Source organism: Neobacillus solisequens (assembly GCF_051233465.1).
Lineage (GTDB): Bacteria > Bacillota > Bacilli > Bacillales > Cytobacillaceae > Neobacillus.
Map to the genome: position 1 here is coordinate 403,681 of NZ_JBKFGJ010000011.1, position 17,989 is coordinate 421,669.

Genomic DNA, 17,989 nt, shown 5'->3' on the forward strand with positions numbered 1-17,989 from the left:
GCCTCCCTATATTAATCTAGGTTTTCCCCATTGGATTCAATCACTTGCTTATACCAATAAAAGCTTTTCTTTTTCATTCGCTTTAATGTGCCATTACCTTCATTATCTTTATCAACATAGATATAACCATAACGTTTTTTCATTTCTCCGGTTGAAGCACTGACGAGGTCAATTGGGCCCCAGCTTGTATAACCAAGAAGTTCCACACCATCTTCAAGCGCTTCACCCATTGCAGCAATATGTTTTTTCAAATAATCAATGCGGTAATCGTCAATTATTTCCCCATTAGCAGTTACTTCATCCACCGCACCAAGTCCGTTTTCAACCACAAATAATGGCTTCTGATAACGGTCGTATAGCTGATTGCAGGTAAATCGGAAGCCTTTGGCATCAATCGGCCAGCCCCATTCTGATTTTTCCAGATATGGATTTTCCACAGAGGCAAACACGTTCCCGCTTGAAATTTGTTTTAAAATTTCGGGATCTGTGCTTGTTGCCCGACTTCCGTAATAGCTGAAACCGATATAGTCAATGGTTCCTTCTTTCAGAAGTTCCACATCGCCGGCTTCCATTTCAATCGTCAGGTTGTTATCTCTAAAAAAGCGTTTCGCATAGCCCGGGTATTCCCCGCGTGACTGCACGTCAATAAAGAAGTATGATTCACGATCTTTTTCCATCGCTGCAAAGACGTCATCTGGATTACATGTATACGGATAAGTGGCTCCGCCGGCCAACATACAGCCAATCATCGCATCAGGAATAATTTCATGACATGCTTTTACAGCCAAGGCACTTGCCACTAATTGGTGGTGCGCTGCTTGATACTGAATTTGTTTTTTATGATCTCCTTCTTTAAACACAAGTCCGGCACCAACATAAGGCAGGTGCAAGAGCATATTGATTTCATTAAAGGTCATCCAGTATTTAACCTTGTCTTTATATCGTTTAAAAATCGTGGTAGCATACGTTTCAAAAAATGCAACCAGTTTGCGGCTTCTCCAGCTGCCGTATGTTTCAACTAGATGCACGGGGACGTCAAAGTGAGCAATCGTCACAACTGGCTGGATGCCGTATTTTAATAGTTCATCAAATACATCGTCATAAAACTTTAAGCCCGCTTCATTTGGCTGCTCCTCATCACCATTTGGAAAAATCCGTGCCCAGGAAATCGACACACGCAGTGCTTTGAATCCCATCTCGGCAAACAGCGCAATATCCTCTTTATAACGATGATAGAAGTCGATGGCCTCATGTGCTGGGTAATATTCACCCTGAACAGGTTTAAATGTGTCAAGGTATCCGATTGCTACATTCCAGCGATTTTTACCTGTTGGCATAAGATCAACGGTTGTTAATCCTTTCCCACCTTCCAAATAACCGCCTTCTGCTTGGTTCGCGGCAATCGCACCGCCCCATAAAAATCCTTCTGGGAATTTTGTCATCATCATACATCTCCTTTACTATGTAGAATGAGAAGGGAACTCTGTCCCTTCTCATTCTTTTGTTTAGATCGCTACTGATTTAGCTGATAAACCTAATAACTGGTCACCAGCTTTAACTTCGTTCCCACCAATTTGAGTAACTTCAAATTGATTATGGTTCGTTACGACTACTGGTGTTGTGACGATATAACCGGCTTTCTTAATTTGAGCGATATCAAATTCAATTAATAGCTGTCCTTTTTCGACAGTAGCGCCTTGTTCTGTATGGGAGGTAAAGTACTTACCTTCCAATTGAACGGTATCCATACCGATGTGAATTAACACTTCGATACCCTGTTCGGTTGTAATGCCAATCGCATGGTTGGTAGGGAATAAGGCAGAAACAGTACCCGAAACAGGAGAGAATAACTTTCCTTCTGCTGGCTCAATCGCTATACCTTTACCAAGTGCACCAGAAGCAAAAGCGGCATCTTTTATTTCAGATAATGGTTTTACATCCCCATTAAATGGGCTTGAAATTACTGCCTTTTCAACTTTAGTTGCTGCTTTGTTATGATTAGTATTATTTTTTTCAGTAGTTCCGGCAGAAGCTGTTTCTTTGCCTGCTCCACCAAATAGGTAAGTTAAAACAAAACCTAAGATAAATGCTACGATTACAGCGATCACAGCACCCCAGAATCCTGCTGTAATTCCATCTTTAGGGCTAATCATGTTAGGAAATCCAAATACTCCAAGTCCTCCCATAATAAAGGTTCTAGTCCCAAATGCTCCCGTAATGGCACCACCGATACCAGCAGCAATACAGCTGATAATAAATGGCTTTTTCTTAGGAAGTGTAATCCCGTAAATTGCCGGCTCCGTTACCCCAAAAATACCGGAAATAAAGGCTGGAATACTTAATGATTTAACCTTTTGATCTTTCGTCTTCAACCAAACCCCTAACACGGCACCGGTTTGTGCAAATGAAGCAGCAAAAACAGATGCTAAGACTGGGTCAGATCCCATGACAGCCATATTATTAATCGCAACTGGTACAAGTCCCCAGTGCAAGCCGAAAATAACAAACACTTGCCAGAATGCGCCAAGGAACAGTCCTGCGATAATTGGGCTTAAGCTTACTAACCAGATGGTTAATTGCCCTAACAGTTGACCTGCCCAAGTCGCAACAGGTCCGATCACGATGAATGTAAGTGGTACAACAACAAGTAATGTAAAGAATGGAACTAAGAATGCTTTTACAACGTCAGGAATCACTTTCGTAAACCATTTTTCTACTTTTGCGCCAACCCAAGTTGCAACGATAATTGGTATAACTGTTGAAGAATACGTCATGAGAATAACCGGGATTCCTAAGAACGTGATATGCACCGGTGATTGGAACATGGTTCCTTCAAACAATGTATATAGCGGCTTGCCAGCGCTTAAGCCGGATAAGGTTGGATACACCAATGCCGCACCAATCGCCATCCCGATAAATTGATTCGCTTTAAACTTCTTGGCTGCTGTAAACCCTAGGAAGATCGGGAAGAAGTAGAATAAACAGTCCCCAATCGCGTTTAATATGTTATAAGTACCTGATTTGTTCGTATATAAACCAAGTGCAATGAACAAAGCGTTGAAACCTTTGATCATCCCTGTTGCTGCCAACACACCTAGCGTTGGAGTGAAAATGCCAGAAATCATATCGATAAAAGAATTAAATAACCCTTGCTTTTTGCCGTCTTCTTCTTCAACAGGTGCTGCTGCTTGAAAGCCGCCAATTGCCACCACATCTTTATAGACATCGGGAACATGATTCCCGATTACGACTTGATACTGACCGCCGCTCTTCATAACAGTGACGACGCCATCCATATTTTTCAATACCTCTGTATTGGCTTTACCTTCATCTCTTAACTTAAAACGTAACCGGGTAATACAGTGAACAACACTGATAACGTTTTCTTTTCCGCCGACATTTTGAATAATATCTTTGGCAAGCTGTTCGTATTTCATTTATTAACCCTTCTTTCAAATTAGTTTTTTATCAAATAAAAAACCTGAGCCAATCTGAATACACATGAAAATAGTGTAAAGCAGATTAGATCAGGTTATGCCCATAAGGTAACATTCCTTCTAATGGTATTCTGTTGTTTTAATATGATAATTGATCCACCTCCTAAAAACACAAAAAACCTAAATTGCCCATCAATAGTCATTGACGTACAACTTAGGTTTTGCCTGCATAATCAGTAACAATCCTAGTAAAAAAATTGTTATTAAGTTTGTATTCATACTTTAGCATACGCTTTCATAGAATGTCAACGGTTTCTTTTTTTAAAAAACTCTAGTTTCGCACTTCTTCTATTTCAGTTTATGCCGATTCGTAACTCGATGAATATGGACGGTTAAATAGATTTCCTCATCTTTCGTCAGGCTCCAGTTAAACTGATTTTTCAAATAGGTCGCCACTTTTTCTGTACAAATATAGGCTTCGGGATACTTAAGCTTGATCTGTTCAAAAAAGAACTGGTCCACCGTCTCCTCTAGTTTTTCTTTTCGGACAAAACGAATCGCAAAAAAACGGAGATGGGTTAGAAACCGTTCATAATTCACGGAGCTTTCGTCCAATTCCATTTTGAAATGATATTTGACGATGTTTAAAATCGTGTTCACCATTTCGGTAATTTGAACTGCCGTAGCCATGTTTTCACCCGATAACTGGCTATTGACTAAATGCAGCGCAATAGATGCCGCCTCATCTTCCCCAAGCGCAATCCCTGTTTCTTTTTCAATAATTTCAAGGGCTTTCTGGGCAATTTGAAATTCCTGCTTATAATACTTGCGAATTTCCCATAACAATGGATTTTTCAAATGAATCGCCTGTTTATGTCTGGTTATAGCAAAACTTAAGTGGTCCGTTAAGGCCACATATAGGTATTCATCTAATTTATATGGAAGTTGTGATTGGGCATAATCCAAAATTTTCGCTGAAATGTCTAGGTATTTCTCAGATGTGTCCCGCAATAGTTTTGCTAATTTTTCCGATATTCCATGGGTCTCCAATACAAATGTCTTTTCTATTTTAGAATGGTCAATCTCATCCCCAACCTTCTTCTGAAAAGCCAATCCTCTCCCCATCACGACGATTTCCTGTTTCGAACCATTTTGAGAAACGACGACATTATTATTCAGTATCTTCCTAATTTCCATATCCACTCGCCCTTGATTGAAGATTTTTGTATAAATAAAAAAACCTAAATTTGTACATAAGAATACCATTTTCGATACTCTTTCACAAATTTAGGTTTTGCCTGCCGAACAGTAACAATCCTTATTTTTAAATGTAAACGATTACTATATTTGTTGTCAATAGTTGATTTAAACCTAGGGTAATACTAATACTGGGGTTGGAGTATGATCATGTTTGGATTCAATAAGGGGGTAAAAATTCCTTTGGACTAGCTCTGTCACATAGTGAATTTTAATTAGGAATTCCGTCTATATTCCCGAATATTCGCATAAATATATTTATATCCTTCCAGATGTATCCTTTGTTATAATGAACATAACCCCCTTACATCCCTGCTAAAAACTCTCCATAAGATCTTTAGGGTTAGGACACTATAAGGAGGCTTGCCTATGCACGAGATAAGAGGTAAAGAAAAAATATTTGTTTACACTGGTCCCGATGGTTCAGGAAGAAAGACTGTTGCTAAAATGGTTGCAACAGCGTTTGATATGGAAACCGTGATCTCTTATACTACCCGTTCCCCCCGCCATTACGAAATAAATGGTGAAGACTACCACTTTGTTGATGAGGAAACATTCAAAAAGATGCAAGCACAGCAGGAATTTCTTGAAAGCGTGGAAATTGATGGAATTCATTATGGCATTCGAGAGCAGGATATTGATGAAGCCTTTAAGAACCACCAACTTGTCTATTTGACGTTAAATCCAGAAGGGGCAGAAAAATTAAAATCAATGTATGGCGATGGTGTTATGCGGATTTTCATTTATGCAGACCGCGACACAGTTATTCAACGACAAAAGGATCGTCAGGATAGTGAGGAAGTCATTAAACGTCATATGTCCCATTATAATGAGACCATGAGTTATAAAAGTAACTGTGAACATGTGTTTGAAAACTTTGACTCTCCACAAGTGGCCTATCAAATCAGCGAATTAATTGAATCCTATTTAGATCGAAATTTAACCGTGACGGATTATTAGTATTGTTTGCAAAAAGAGACACCTTCATTTTTTTAAAGGTGTCTCTTTTTTTGAAAATTAGTCCGTAATAAACTTATAGCGCAAAATCGCGGCAAGTCCGGCCCCGTGACTAAAGTCTCCATCAGCAACCATTTTTTTCAGCGTTTCCATACTGAGTTTATGTAAATCAATTTGTTCACTTGCCTCCAAATTTTGTTCCAATTTGGTTAAACCTGCCGCTGCAAACAAATAGATCTCCTCACTGGTCGAACCAGGGGAAGGATAAAAGCTTCCTAAATCAAGCCAATGTTCCGCTATACAGCCGGTTTCTTCTGCCAATTCCCGCTTCGCTGCTTCAAGCGGACTGGAATCAGTGGGGTCCATTGCCCCTGCAGGCAACTCCCACTGCCAGTTCTTAAAAGCATGGCGATACTGCTTAATACACCAAACATGTTGGTCCTCTGTTATAGGGAGAACACAAACCCCCTTAGCAAAATTAACATAGGAAAATGTCCCTTGATCTCCGTTCGGAAAGGTAACATCATCTATAGTAATCTCAAACCGGTCGATCTTTTGTTTTATTGAATCATTTATTTTCCATTCCATAATAGTGCCTTTCACTCCTCTGCATTTTACCAATATGGATAGTATACCCTATTCAGCGTGCCTGTCACTAACTCTTTTAATCGAAACCAGGCACGTCTCTCACCATTTCCACATTTGCATCATAGATTGCATAAGTATAACCCTATTTAAATAAGATAAAGGTAAGCATCGCTGTTGAAGGGGGTTGTTCACTATTGGTTATTTTTAATAAATTGGCTTTATTCTTTGTTGTCCTATTTTCAGTCATCACGATTATCAATACTTATTTAGGGGAACATGAACGGGCGCAATCGAATGTTATTTACATGTTTTTGAACGGATTTGCCTATATTGCAACGGCGTTGGAAATGGAAAAGGAAAAAGAGCTTTTATTATAAACATGTTAGGTAGCAGGAGCTTTCCAGCTGCCTCTTTTATTTGTTACCCTTAAAAAAATAATAATGGACATGTTCGGAAATATTATTCTTAAGACTTTTTTGGAGGGATTAAGATGGATTGGAGTGTGATCTGGAAATCATTTGTTCTTATTTTTTCAGGGATTGCAATCTTACGAATTTCTGGAAGAAAGTCGATTTCGCAAATGACCCTTGCACAAACGGTTGTAATGGTTTCGATTGGCACGGTTATTGTGGCGCCACTTGTTGGCAAAAGTATGATTAGTACAATCTTAATTGGGGTTATTTTTGTTTTTTCCACTATATTGTTAGAATTTTTAGAGCTAAAGTTTAATGTCCTGGAAAAGTTGATTACCGGGAAATCAAAAATGGTGATTGAAAATGGGATTTTAAACATCGAGAACCTTCGAAAACTGCGTATGACTGTAGACCAACTGGAAATGCGGATGAGAAACGAGGGAATCTCAAAGATGGAAGATATAAAGATGGCCACCATTGAAGCCAATGGACTGCTGGGATACGAACTAAAAGACTACGCCAAACCCGTCACCGTCGGCGAACTCAAAAAAATCCTAAATCAATACCTCCCAGCACCACAAAACATGACCCAACAGCCTGTCAATACAGAAACAAGCCCACCAAACATCTTCCAAGAGCTAAAAAATCCGGATGCCTTTAAACACCCGGATTATCTTCATTAAATTGGGTGACAGGCACCTTTTCATTCAAATAGATAACTTATATTCATAACATGCAACACCCTCTACTTGTTTGAAACCTTCTTGTAGGTATAGTGCTTTGGCGCGTTCGTTTTCGCCGTTTACTGATAGGATGGTTCTAGTGTAGGACCTCTCTTTTGCAAATTGGAGAGCGGCTCTCAGGAGTAGCTTCCCGAGGCCTTTGCCTTGATATTCAGGGAGTATGGCTAGTGGTCCAATGTTCATAATGGGAGCATTTTCATATTCATCATTTGCTCCCCTTACGACACCAACGGGCTGTTGACCGTGGTAAAGAATTTTCATTCCTCCTTCCAGATAATTTTCACCTGCAATCATTTTAGTTACCATTTCCTTGGTAACAGGAGTCTCGTTCCCCTTCAGTTCAGCAAACGCTGCATTTCTAACCTGACTCCAAATCCCTTCGTCTTTACCGGGAGTGAAGTCTCTTATTATATAGCCCTCTGGTAAAACTAACGAAGGCACCACTACTTCCTCGCGAACTAACAGAAACGCATACCTTTCAATTGAAAATCCCAATCCTTCGATAGACTCCGCAAGATATTTATTATTTAAGGGAACAAAAATATAGAGTTTTTCCAGACCCTCTGTACGTCTCAATAACGCCTGAAACAGCAATGCATAGACTTCTGAATTGTTGATTTCCGAATGAAAAATACGAAACCGTGCTCTTTTCCCTTTCTTTTGATACTCATCCATAATTAAAGAGGCAGCAGCAACCATATTCCCCTGTTGATCCATCAATACATAAGTGGGATTCTCAGCATTAGGTTCAAAATTTTTTAAATCTGCATCATAAAGAAAAGAGTCATCCACTTCTAATCTATGTTTCTTGCAATAGTCAACAAAGACTTGAAGATGCGCTTGGTCCAACTTTTCTACTTTCATTCGTTACACCCCATTCATACATTTTTCCCTTAAACATATATATTTCTTTTAAGAACAAGCTAGTTCCTTTATTGCCAACCTATTTCCTATCATCTAATGAATCAAAAAAACCCTCTACTCTTATGCGTGATCAGCTAGAGCCGGGGGCTTACTGAAAAATGGTGACAGGCACCGTATTAATTTCCGCTTTTAGCGCTGCTATTGTTGCTGCTAGAATTTCCATTCCCGCTTGGTGGTCTCGTGCCTCCATCCATTCCATCAAAACCCGGCATCATGCCGCCTTGGTTGGAGGTACCGGTTGATGTTGTTCTTTTCGGGAGTTTGATGTAATCACCCTCGGTGACTCCTTCTGTTATTTCAATGTATTCGTCGTTGGAAATTCCTGTTTTGATCGTTCTTTGTTCGGCATTGCTGCTGCCTGCGCTGTTAGAGCTTGACTTCATTACATTTACGTATTTTGTTTCATTTTTGGTATGAACCGCATCAACCGGTACATAAAGTGCGTTATCTTTGCTTTCTGCTAGAATCTCTGCTTCTGTGCTCATCCCCACCTTTAGGTTATCCGACTTATCGAGATGAATGGTCACATCAAAAGTCGAAGACCCGCTCTCTGAGGTACCTTCGTTAGCCACAGCAGTGACCATTCCCGTGTAGGTGGCATCTGGATAAGAAATTACCGTTAAACTTACCGTCTGATTGACCTTCACCTTGGCAATATCCAATTCATCCACCGCAACAACCGTTTGTAAATCCGTATAATTGGTAAGATGAGCTACAACCTGTCCTTTTGTTACGCGTTCACCGGTGCTAACAGAGACAGAGGTAATCGTTCCGTCTACCGGTGCCGTAATTGGATCACTATCATCCGTAAAGGTCACTAATTCATCTCCCGCACTTACCTTGCTTCCGGCGGAAACGAGCACTTCATCGATTTCATCGTTTGCATCCTTCGCTTTAATATCCTCACTGGTTACAGGCTCAATCGTTCCCGAGCCGCTAATCTTTACCTCCAGCTTTCCTTTTTGTACAGTGGCCGAACTAATCTGAGTAGTTGCCGCTTCGCTGCTGCTGGATTTTGAGTGATACCACATATATCCCACATAACCAACAATTACGACACTAATGACAATCCAAATCCATTTTTTCATTTCGTTAACTCCTTTGACCATGGAAGATAAACTGCACCATAGCAAACTATTTTCTTGATCTCTATTATCTTGTGTTATTCTTAATTTACTCTTAACAAAACATTACTTTTTAAAAATTGGCCACAAAAAAACGAACAGCCTATTACTGTTCGCGTATTATGAAATTTTCTAATTAAACCCCAGGGATAAAAATCTTTTCAAACTGATAATCTCCATCCTCTTCATTAATTTGAATAACAGAGGCATTTTCAACTGGTTTAAAATCAGTAAGGCTCTCAATTGGCCAGTCCATTAAAAAGGTTAGCAGCATTTGAATGAAGGCAGCATGTGAAACGACCACCAGATGTTCATATCGTTGTTGGCGCCGAACCCGCTCTACTACTGTATTCATGAACATGGTTGCCCGTAAATAGACATCGGCAAGTGATTCTCCATTTTGATAGCGAAAATAAAATTGACCGGCTGCCTTAAATTCCTTTTTCGACTCCGGTGTTCGATTGCTGAAATCGTAAAGGTTACCAAGCTCCCATTCTCGTAACAGTGGATTTTCTAAAAATGGTACCTGCTCGGGCAATAAAGAATGGATGGCTTTTGCCGTCTGTTTCGTGCGCATATAGGGAGAACTATATAAAACTGTTTTTTCATTCACTATTGATCTCATGAATTCAGCGGTTTTTTGTACTTGATTTTGGCCAAGCTCAGTCAAACTATGCTGTGAATCATGGGTATGTGCCATTCTCGTTCGATCCACATTATGCTCGGATTCACCGTGACGAATCAAAAATAAATTCAAATCTCTCCACCCCTTTTTTTCATTCTCATCTACTACTTTAACAACTGGAAAAGCTCTGGTAAAGACAATTATTTAAATAGTCTGATTTCTAGCTTTTAAAACAATAGTAGCTGTTAGGAAATTTTTGCTATAAAATAAAAATGGCTTGATAAAGTTAAAGTGTGGTGGAAAAATGTTTAAACTATTGCTGATTGAAGATGATGCGACCTTATTTCAAGAAATCAAAGAACGGTTAACCGGCTGGTCTTATGATGTTTACGGAATCATAGATTTTAGCCAGGTCATGCAGGAGTTTACTTCCATTAAACCAGATTTAGTCATTATCGATATCCAATTACCAAAATTTGATGGATTCCATTGGTGCCGCATGATCCGTTCCCATTCTAATATTCCAATTCTCTTTTTATCATCGCGTGACCACCCTACTGATATGGTCATGTCCATGCAGCTCGGAGCTGATGATTTCATTCAAAAGCCATTTCATTTTGATGTCCTCATTGCCAAAATTCAGGCCATCCTTCGACGTGTCTATAATTACAACACCGAAGCCATCGAGCTAAAAACTTGGAATGGGGCCACCATTGATTATCAAAAAAGCACCATCTCAAATGATTTGGGCTCGATTGAACTAACCAAAAATGAATTGTTTATATTAAAATTGTTAATTGAGAAGAAAAATACGATTGTAAGTCGTGAAGAATTAATTAAAAGTCTTTGGGATGATGAACGGTTCGTCAGTGATAATACGTTGACAGTGAACGTCAATCGCCTTCGCAAAAAGCTTGATGAACTAGGTCTAGGCCATCAAATTGAAACCAAGGTTGGACAAGGATACATTGCCGTGGAAGAGGATTATCTATGATAAAAAAATACATAATTGAGAGGCGTAGCTGGATTATTCTGTTTCTGTTCCTTCAGCTTTTAGTGGTGTTGGTTGCCTATTTGGATGCTGCCATCCCATTATTGCCTCTTCTGTACATCGTTTTTTTATCGACCATGATTTTCTTGATATTCTTCATTATTCGCTATCATGTTGAAACTAAATATTATCGCAGCTTGCAAGAGTGGGATACCTCCCTTGATTTAACGAGGTTGGCCCCTGCGGATCGTCCATTTGAGAAAATCATTGAGTCAAGTGTGATTGACCAAACAGAGCGTCTTAAACAAGATGCAGCACAGAATATGAGACTGTTAGAACAAGAGAAGGATGACTTGTTATCTTGGATTCATGAAGTAAAAACGCCATTGACGGCAATGCATTTAATGATCGAGCGACTGGATGACGAAAAAATGAAAGCTCATTTAACCTATGAGTGGCTGCGCATTCATTTGCTGCTTGATCAACAGCTTCATCAAAAACGCCTCCCATTCATGAAGAATGACTTATTCATCGAAAAAGTCTCGCTGAAGTCAGTGATTTTTAAAGAAATTAAGGCATTGCAATCATGGTGTATACAAAAGGGAATCGGCTTTGATGTGGAACTTAAGGAGGAGGAAGTGCTGACAGATGCCAAGTGGCTGGCATTTATCATCCGACAGCTTTTAACAAATGCAGTGAAGTATAGTGAAGAATCCGACATTATCATTACTAGCACAAAATGGAATGGACAAACGGTATTAAAGGTACAGGATTTCGGCCGTGGCATCGATCCAAGAGATTTACCGCGGATTTTTGATAAAGGATTCACTTCTACGTCCAAGCATCAGGACAGTGCTGCAACCGGTATGGGCTTATATTTGGCCAAAAAAGCGGCTGAACCGTTATTGATTTCCATTCAAGTTTGTTCTAAGACTGGAGAGGGATCCACTTTCACCTTATCTTTCCCTGAGCGAAACGATTTCGATCATATTGCAGGCATGTGACAATAATGTCACATGCTTTTATCATTTGTTCGCTCAATCGAAGGAAGCGGATGACACCGCCTTTTATAATAAAGATATCGAATTAAGGAGTGTGTCATATAAGATGACTATTTTAGAAGCAAGAAATATTTTTAAAGCTTATGGCAATAAATTTAATAAGCAAGATGTACTAAAGGGATTGGATCTCCAAATTGATAAAGGTGAATTTGTTAGTATTATGGGGCCATCAGGTTCCGGAAAAACAACCCTATTAAATGTCCTCTCTTCTATCGACAAAGTGAGCGGTGGTACGATTGAAATTGAAGGTAAAGAAATCACTAAGTTAAAGGAAAAACAACTGGCCGAATTCCGCAAGCACCATTTGGGATTTATTTTTCAAGAGTATAATTTATTAGACACCTTGACTGTTAAGGAAAATATTCTGCTGCCGCTGTCGATTTCCAATACATCCAAAGCAGTGGCGAATCAAAAATTTACAGATGTAGCTAAGGAGCTAGGCATTTTTGACATCAAAGATAAGTATCCTAATGAAATTTCAGGGGGACAAAAGCAGCGAACCTCAGCTGCAAGGGCCTTTATTCATGAACCAAGTATTATTTTTGCAGACGAACCAACAGGTGCGTTAGATTCAAAATCAGCTTCTGATTTATTAAACAAACTTAGCCTCTTAAATCAAAACAGACATGCGACAATTGTGATGGTGACACATGATCCGGTGGCAGCCAGCTATTGTAGACGGGTAATCTTTATTAAAGACGGCCAAATTTACACACAACTAAACAAGGGCGAACAATCAAGACAGGACTTTTTCAAGGACATCATGAAAACACAAGGTGTGTTAGGCGGGGTGCAAAATGAGCATTAATCAATTAATTCTCCGTAACCTGAAAAAGAACCTAAAAAACTACTATTTATATGTATTTGCATTGATCTTTAGTGTGGCGCTTTATTTTTCATTTGTAACCCTGCAGTATGATCCAGCAATGGATGCTACAAAAGGGACAATTAAAGGTGCAGCTTCCATTCGGGCAGCCTCTATCCTGCTAGTCGCGATTGTATCCATCTTTTTGTTATACGCTAATAATATTTTTATCAAACGGCGCAGTAAGGAAATCGGCTTATTTCAATTAATCGGGATGACAAAAAGCAGGATTTTTCGCATTCTTAGTGCCGAGAACTTTATCCTTTATTTTAGCTCTCTATTGATAGGAATCTTCTTGGGATTTTCTGCTTCACGATTAATTATTATGATTTTATTTAAAATTACGAAAGTCAATGCCGTGGCAAAACTGCATTTTTCAATGCACGCTTTGATCCAGACGTTAATTATTTTTAGCGCGATTTATTTGCTGGTGATGTTAATCAATTATTTATTTATTAAGAGACAGACCATTTTAGGCTTGTTTAGAGTGATTTCTTCGACAGAAGGCAAACTGAAAAAAATGTCAGTTTTCGAGATCATAATGGGGATTGTCGGGCTTGTTTTAATTGGTGTCGGCTATTATGTATCCTCAAAATTATTTGATGGCGATTTTGTAACCATGGTTCAGCTGTTTTCAGCCATGATCTTCATTCTTGCTTCCGTCATCATTGGAACCTATTTGTTTTATAAAGGGTCCGTCAGCTTTATTTTTCATCTTATTCGGAAAAAGAAGGATGGATATTTAAACATTAATGAGGTGTTATCCCTTTCATCAATTATGTTTCGCATGAAGTCAAACGCCTTATTATTAACGATTATTACCACCGTATCAGCCTTGGCTATTGGTCTCTTATCGTTAAGTTATATCTCCTATTATTCCGCTGAAAAAACAGCCAAAACACATGTGGCAGCTGATTTTGCGATTATAGATCCTAATAAAGCTGAAACGTTTGAAAATGCTTTAACAGATCACAAGATTTCCTTCAGCGATAAAAGAATCGATGTCCTTCAAGTGAAGGCGAATTTAAAATCTATATTGGAAAGTGACTTAGATACTTTAATGGCGAACTCTAGTGCCTTGCCTCTATCTGTTGTTAGCGAAAAGGACGTCAAAGGGGTTGAAGTATCCCCTAAAGAAACAGTTTTTACTGGTTACGATGATTTAATGGAAAAATTTATGACCCTTAAGGATTCTGGACAAATTGAATTAAAGGCAAAAAAAGAAACGTTTCAACTTGACTATTTGGGACTTAGAAAAGATTTCATTGTATCTTCCTATTTCACAAATGGGGGATCACCTACAGCGATTGTGGATAATAAAGTGTTTGAACAATTACGTGCGGGTCTTGATCCCAAATTACAAAAAAAATCAACCATCTTTATCGGGGTCACTATCAAGGATGAAGCAAAGCTTGAAAAAGCAAACCAGATTTTCAAAGACTTGAAGATCAGCGAGGACATCGATCATGATTCCCGCTTGGAAATGAGCATGAATCAAAAACAATCCATAGGGCTTGCCATGTTTATCGTTGGCTTTTTAGGCTTGACCTTCCTGATTACTTCAGGTTGCATCCTGTATTTTAAACAAATGGGTGAAGGGGAAGAGGAAAAACCAAACTACACTATTCTTAGGAAACTCGGCTTTACCCAAGGAGACCTGTTAAGAGGAATCCGGGCCAAGCAGCTATTCAGCTTTGGAATTCCGCTAGTAGTTGGACTGTCCCATAGTTATTTTGCTGTGCAATCTGGCTGGTTCCTGTTTGGTGCTGAAGTATGGACGCCAATGATTATCGTAATGGTGCTGTATACGGCTCTTTATTCCATCTTTGGAGTGCTCTCGGTTCTTTATTATAAAAAAGTGATTAAAGAGGCACTTTAATTGAAGAATAAAGTTCCCTAGTTAATAAAAAAGGCTTGCTTAACAATTGTTAAGTAAGCCTTCTTCTATGAGATTACACTTTAAACTTCCCAATCAGTGTTTGGAGTTTTTCTGACATTTTTGCCAGTGATAAAGCTGATGAGGTGATTTCCTCCATGGATACCAGTTGCTGTGATGTTGCCGCTGATACTTCTTGAGAACCGGATGCTGCTTGTTCACCGATTTCAGAAATATGCTTCATGGATTGGGACATTTGCTCTGACCCAGCTGCCATTTGTTGAACGGCTGCAGATACTTCATGAATTTGGTCAGCCACATTCGTCACGGCCGTCTGAATTTGCGCAAATAAGGCTCCTGCTGAGCTGATGACTTCTAATCCTTCAGAAACCTCTGTTTTTGCCCCTTCCATTGATTCCATGGCCTGATGGGTTTCCCCTTGAATGCCTTTAATTAATTTTGCAATTTGTTGTGCAGAAGTAGTGGATTGCTCCGCTAATTTTCTAACCTCATCTGCAACAACGGAGAAACCCCGTCCATGCTCTCCTGCTCTAGCTGCTTCAATCGCCGCATTAAGGGCCAATAAATTGGTTTGTGCGGAGATATTGGTGATCACTTCAATAATTTGATTAATTTCTTGGGAACGTGAGCCAAGGTTACTAATGACTTCTGATAATCCATGAACTGTTTGATTAATCGATTTCATTTGCTCAATTGCGGTATGAATCGATTCCCCCCCGTTTGAAGCCTTTTCAGATGCCTCATTTGCTGTGTTGGTAACCACTTGGGAGTTATTCGCAATTTGATGGACGCCAACTGCCAATTCACGGATTGTACGGGTTGTTTCCTCAATACTGATAAACTGCCTTTCCACTCCTGAAGCCACTTCTTGAATGGATTGCGTAATTTGCTGGGAGGAGATTCTTGTCTCCTCTGCACTTGCCGATAGCTCCTCAGATGTTGCCGTAACTTGGTTCGCATTCATGCTGACTTGTTGAAGTAAGTCACGTAAATTACCCGTCATTTGGTTAAAGGAATCCGCCAATTCCCCTATTTCGTCTTTATTTTTGATCTTTATCTCTTCATCTGTCAAATCGCCTGAAGCAATTTTTTCAGCAGCCTTTTTTAAAAAAATAAGCGGCTTAGAGATTTTTTGACCGATAATGTACGAGATTGCTAGACCTGCTACAATCGAAATGATTGATAAAACAAGAACGACCATTTTTACAGAAGCTACTCCGCTTTCGGCGTCAGCCTGTCCATTATCTAATAGGGATTGCTGAAAATGACTAAATTCAATAGTCTTATCACTTAATTGATTAATTATATCTGTTCCGTGTTGGAAGTTTAACAATTTAAATGCCTCTTCATTCGTTTTCTTTAATGAAATGGCATTTTCAGCAAAGTCCCGGTAATCGTTTTCAATACTATCTAACTCATTTAGTAATTTCTTAGCCTTAGGTGTTTTAATCACTTTGGCCAAGTCACCACTATAGTTTTTATAGTTTTCAACTGCAAAATAGTATTTTTGTAAGACTTGTTCATCACCTGTGAACAGGTAGCTTTGCAGATTGACCTGTTCATCCTTTGCTGCATTTTCTAAACTTTTAATCATTACTAATTTTTTTCCCTTATCATCCACTAAGTCGGTATAAGAGTTATTAATAGATGAAATTTGATAATAGGAAACGACAGACTGAATTGCAAGGATGATTAGTACAGTGATAAATCCTCCCTGCAGCTTTTTTCTTATCGTCATTTTCATGTATGTCTATTCCTCCTATGTATAACGATTTTTTGACAAAATACACCTATTATTTTTATCGGAAAAATTTTCAATTTGTTTAGGTTTAACAAAAAAAGAAACGAAAGGCTGGATCACCTTTCGTTTCGCTTCTTATTACTTAGGATCTACTTTTGTGTTAAATACTTGCTGACCGTCTTTATATTCAAGAACAGTTGCTGATTTAATCGGGTTGTGGTTCTTATCAATTGATACAGTACCAGTTACAAGAGATAAATCTTTTGTTTTAGCCAATGCTTCTTTTATTTTGCTAGAGTCGGTGCTTCCAGCGCGCTTGATGGCATCTGCTAATAGGTAGACCGTATCGTAGCCAAGAGCATTGAACGCATTCGGAGAATCACCTTTGTATATTTCTTTATAAGTAGAAACAAATGTTTGAATCTTTTTGTCAGGGTCTTCTGAAGAGTAATGGTTTGTGATAAAGGTATTGTTTAATGCATCTTTACCGGCAAGATCGATTAATTTTGGTGAATCCCAGCCGTCAGCTCCCATTAATGGAGCTGTAATTCCTAATTCACGAGCTTGTTTTACGATTAAACCTACTTCTTCATAATATCCTGGAATAAAGATGAAATCTGGATTTTTTGCCTTAATGCGAGTCAGGGTTGCATGAAAATCTGTATCTTTTGCTACATACGCCTCTTCAGCTACAATTTTCCCGCCAGCCTTTTTGTATGTTTCTTTGAATGATGCTGCAAGACCCTTAGCATAGTCGCTGGCACTGTCAGCAAAAATCGCTGCATTTTTGATTTTTAATTCATGAGCGGCAAAGTTCGCTGCTACAGTTCCTTGGAATGGGTCGATAAAGGAAGTACGGAATACATATTCATTTAATTTTCCACTGTCACTTACGGTTACGTTGGGGCTTGTACCTGATGGAGTTAAAAGAACTGTTTTCGTGTCATTAGCGATTTGTGCCTGTGCTACGGTATCACCACTGGTAGCAGCACCGATGATTGCTGCTACTTTATCCTGGCTTGTTAATTTAATAGCACCGTTTGTAGCTTCGGCAGCATCCGATTTGTTATCAACTTTTATTATATCGAGCTTTTTGCCGTCAACGCCGCCCTTTTTGTTAATTTCTGCAACGGCAAGATCGATTCCTTTTTCGAGTGATTCACCGTAGGAAGCAACTCCACCTGATAGCTCCAGGTTAACCCCTACTTTGATTGATTTGTCATCTGAGCCTGAAGAACTGCCGCCCGCTCCCGAGCATCCAGCCAACACTCCTGCTAACATCGTTGAGGCCATAAACATCTTGGCCCATTTTTTCTTACTATTCATAGTTGAACCCCTCTTCTATTGTTTGATTTTTCTGACAAAT

The 17,989-nt window shown here is 39.2% G+C and carries 16 protein-coding genes; 7 read left to right on the top strand and 9 right to left on the bottom strand.

Going from position 1 to position 17,989, the window contains the following annotated elements; translation table 11 throughout:
* Positions 1-11: 11 nt before the first annotated feature.
* The 3 genes from ascB to licT all read right to left on the bottom strand — a co-directional run bounded on the left by ascB (position 12) and on the right by licT (position 4,634).
* Positions 12-1,448 carry a 6-phospho-beta-glucosidase gene (gene ascB, locus ACI3K6_RS13375; protein WP_435555212.1) on the bottom strand — a complete coding sequence of 479 codons (1,437 nt, stop codon included), beginning with the start codon at positions 1,446-1,448 and terminating at the stop codon, positions 12-14.
* A gap of 57 nt (positions 1,449-1,505) precedes the next feature.
* Positions 1,506-3,437, bottom strand: coding sequence for a beta-glucoside-specific PTS transporter subunit IIABC (locus ACI3K6_RS13380; RefSeq protein WP_435555213.1), 1,932 nt, complete (start codon positions 3,435-3,437; stop codon positions 1,506-1,508).
* 348 nt (positions 3,438-3,785) lie between these two features.
* A complete protein-coding gene (gene licT / locus ACI3K6_RS13385; protein WP_435555214.1) occupies positions 3,786-4,634 on the bottom strand; it encodes a BglG family transcription antiterminator LicT in 849 nt (282 codons plus the stop codon).
* 429 nt (positions 4,635-5,063) lie between these two features.
* Between licT and ACI3K6_RS13390 the strand changes: the two genes are divergently transcribed.
* A complete protein-coding gene (locus ACI3K6_RS13390; protein WP_435555215.1) occupies positions 5,064-5,654 on the top strand; it encodes a guanylate kinase in 591 nt (196 codons plus the stop codon).
* Positions 5,655-5,711: 57 nt separating this feature from the next.
* Here the strand turns inward: ACI3K6_RS13390 and ACI3K6_RS13395 are convergent, their stop codons facing one another.
* The gene (locus ACI3K6_RS13395; RefSeq protein ID WP_335477193.1) at positions 5,712-6,239 is read right to left on the bottom strand and encodes an NUDIX hydrolase; all 528 of its coding nucleotides are present in this window, start codon (positions 6,237-6,239) and stop codon (positions 5,712-5,714) included.
* Positions 6,240-6,433: 194 nt separating this feature from the next.
* Between ACI3K6_RS13395 and ACI3K6_RS13400 the strand changes: the two genes are divergently transcribed.
* Positions 6,434-6,616, top strand: a complete 183-nt coding sequence (locus ACI3K6_RS13400) for a hypothetical protein (RefSeq protein ID WP_335477192.1) — start codon at positions 6,434-6,436, stop codon at positions 6,614-6,616.
* A 113-nt stretch (positions 6,617-6,729) separates the two neighbouring features.
* On the top strand, positions 6,730-7,335 hold the full coding sequence (locus ACI3K6_RS13405; RefSeq protein ID WP_435555216.1) for a DUF421 domain-containing protein: 606 nt from the start codon (positions 6,730-6,732) through the stop codon (positions 7,333-7,335).
* 24 nt (positions 7,336-7,359) lie between these two features.
* On the opposite strand, the gene ACI3K6_RS13410 is transcribed toward ACI3K6_RS13405, so the two are convergent.
* The 3 genes from ACI3K6_RS13410 to ACI3K6_RS13420 all read right to left on the bottom strand — a co-directional run bounded on the left by ACI3K6_RS13410 (position 7,360) and on the right by ACI3K6_RS13420 (position 10,200).
* Complete coding sequence (locus tag ACI3K6_RS13410; RefSeq protein ID WP_335477190.1) at positions 7,360-8,259, bottom strand: GNAT family N-acetyltransferase; 900 nt, start codon at positions 8,257-8,259, stop codon at positions 7,360-7,362.
* A 176-nt stretch (positions 8,260-8,435) separates the two neighbouring features.
* Positions 8,436-9,407, bottom strand: coding sequence for an efflux RND transporter periplasmic adaptor subunit (locus ACI3K6_RS13415; RefSeq protein WP_435555217.1), 972 nt, complete (start codon positions 9,405-9,407; stop codon positions 8,436-8,438).
* Between the two features lie 172 nt (positions 9,408-9,579).
* Positions 9,580-10,200, bottom strand: coding sequence for a histidine phosphatase family protein (locus ACI3K6_RS13420; RefSeq protein WP_435555218.1), 621 nt, complete (start codon positions 10,198-10,200; stop codon positions 9,580-9,582).
* Positions 10,201-10,372: 172 nt separating this feature from the next.
* Between ACI3K6_RS13420 and ACI3K6_RS13425 the strand changes: the two genes are divergently transcribed.
* The 4 genes from ACI3K6_RS13425 to ACI3K6_RS13440 all read left to right on the top strand — a co-directional run bounded on the left by ACI3K6_RS13425 (position 10,373) and on the right by ACI3K6_RS13440 (position 14,864).
* Positions 10,373-11,062 (top strand): response regulator transcription factor, encoded by a 690-nt coding sequence (locus tag ACI3K6_RS13425; RefSeq protein WP_435555219.1) that lies wholly within the window; start codon positions 10,373-10,375, stop codon positions 11,060-11,062.
* A complete protein-coding gene (locus ACI3K6_RS13430; RefSeq protein WP_435555220.1) occupies positions 11,059-12,063 on the top strand; it encodes a sensor histidine kinase in 1,005 nt (334 codons plus the stop codon). Before ACI3K6_RS13425 ends, ACI3K6_RS13430 begins: the two co-directional genes overlap by 4 nt.
* A 103-nt stretch (positions 12,064-12,166) precedes the next feature.
* Positions 12,167-12,928 (top strand): ABC transporter ATP-binding protein, encoded by a 762-nt coding sequence (locus tag ACI3K6_RS13435; protein WP_435555221.1) that lies wholly within the window; start codon positions 12,167-12,169, stop codon positions 12,926-12,928.
* A complete protein-coding gene (locus ACI3K6_RS13440) occupies positions 12,918-14,864 on the top strand; it encodes an FtsX-like permease family protein (RefSeq protein ID WP_435555222.1) in 1,947 nt (648 codons plus the stop codon). The genes ACI3K6_RS13435 and ACI3K6_RS13440 overlap by 11 nt, the downstream gene beginning before the upstream one ends.
* Positions 14,865-14,937: 73 nt before the next feature.
* Here ACI3K6_RS13440 and ACI3K6_RS13445 read toward each other — a convergent pair whose 3' ends face one another.
* Complete coding sequence (locus tag ACI3K6_RS13445; protein WP_435555223.1) at positions 14,938-16,626, bottom strand: methyl-accepting chemotaxis protein; 1,689 nt, start codon at positions 16,624-16,626, stop codon at positions 14,938-14,940.
* A gap of 135 nt (positions 16,627-16,761) precedes the next feature.
* A complete protein-coding gene (locus ACI3K6_RS13450) occupies positions 16,762-17,949 on the bottom strand; it encodes an ABC transporter substrate-binding protein (RefSeq protein WP_435555224.1) in 1,188 nt (395 codons plus the stop codon).
* Positions 17,950-17,989 lie beyond the last annotated feature (40 nt).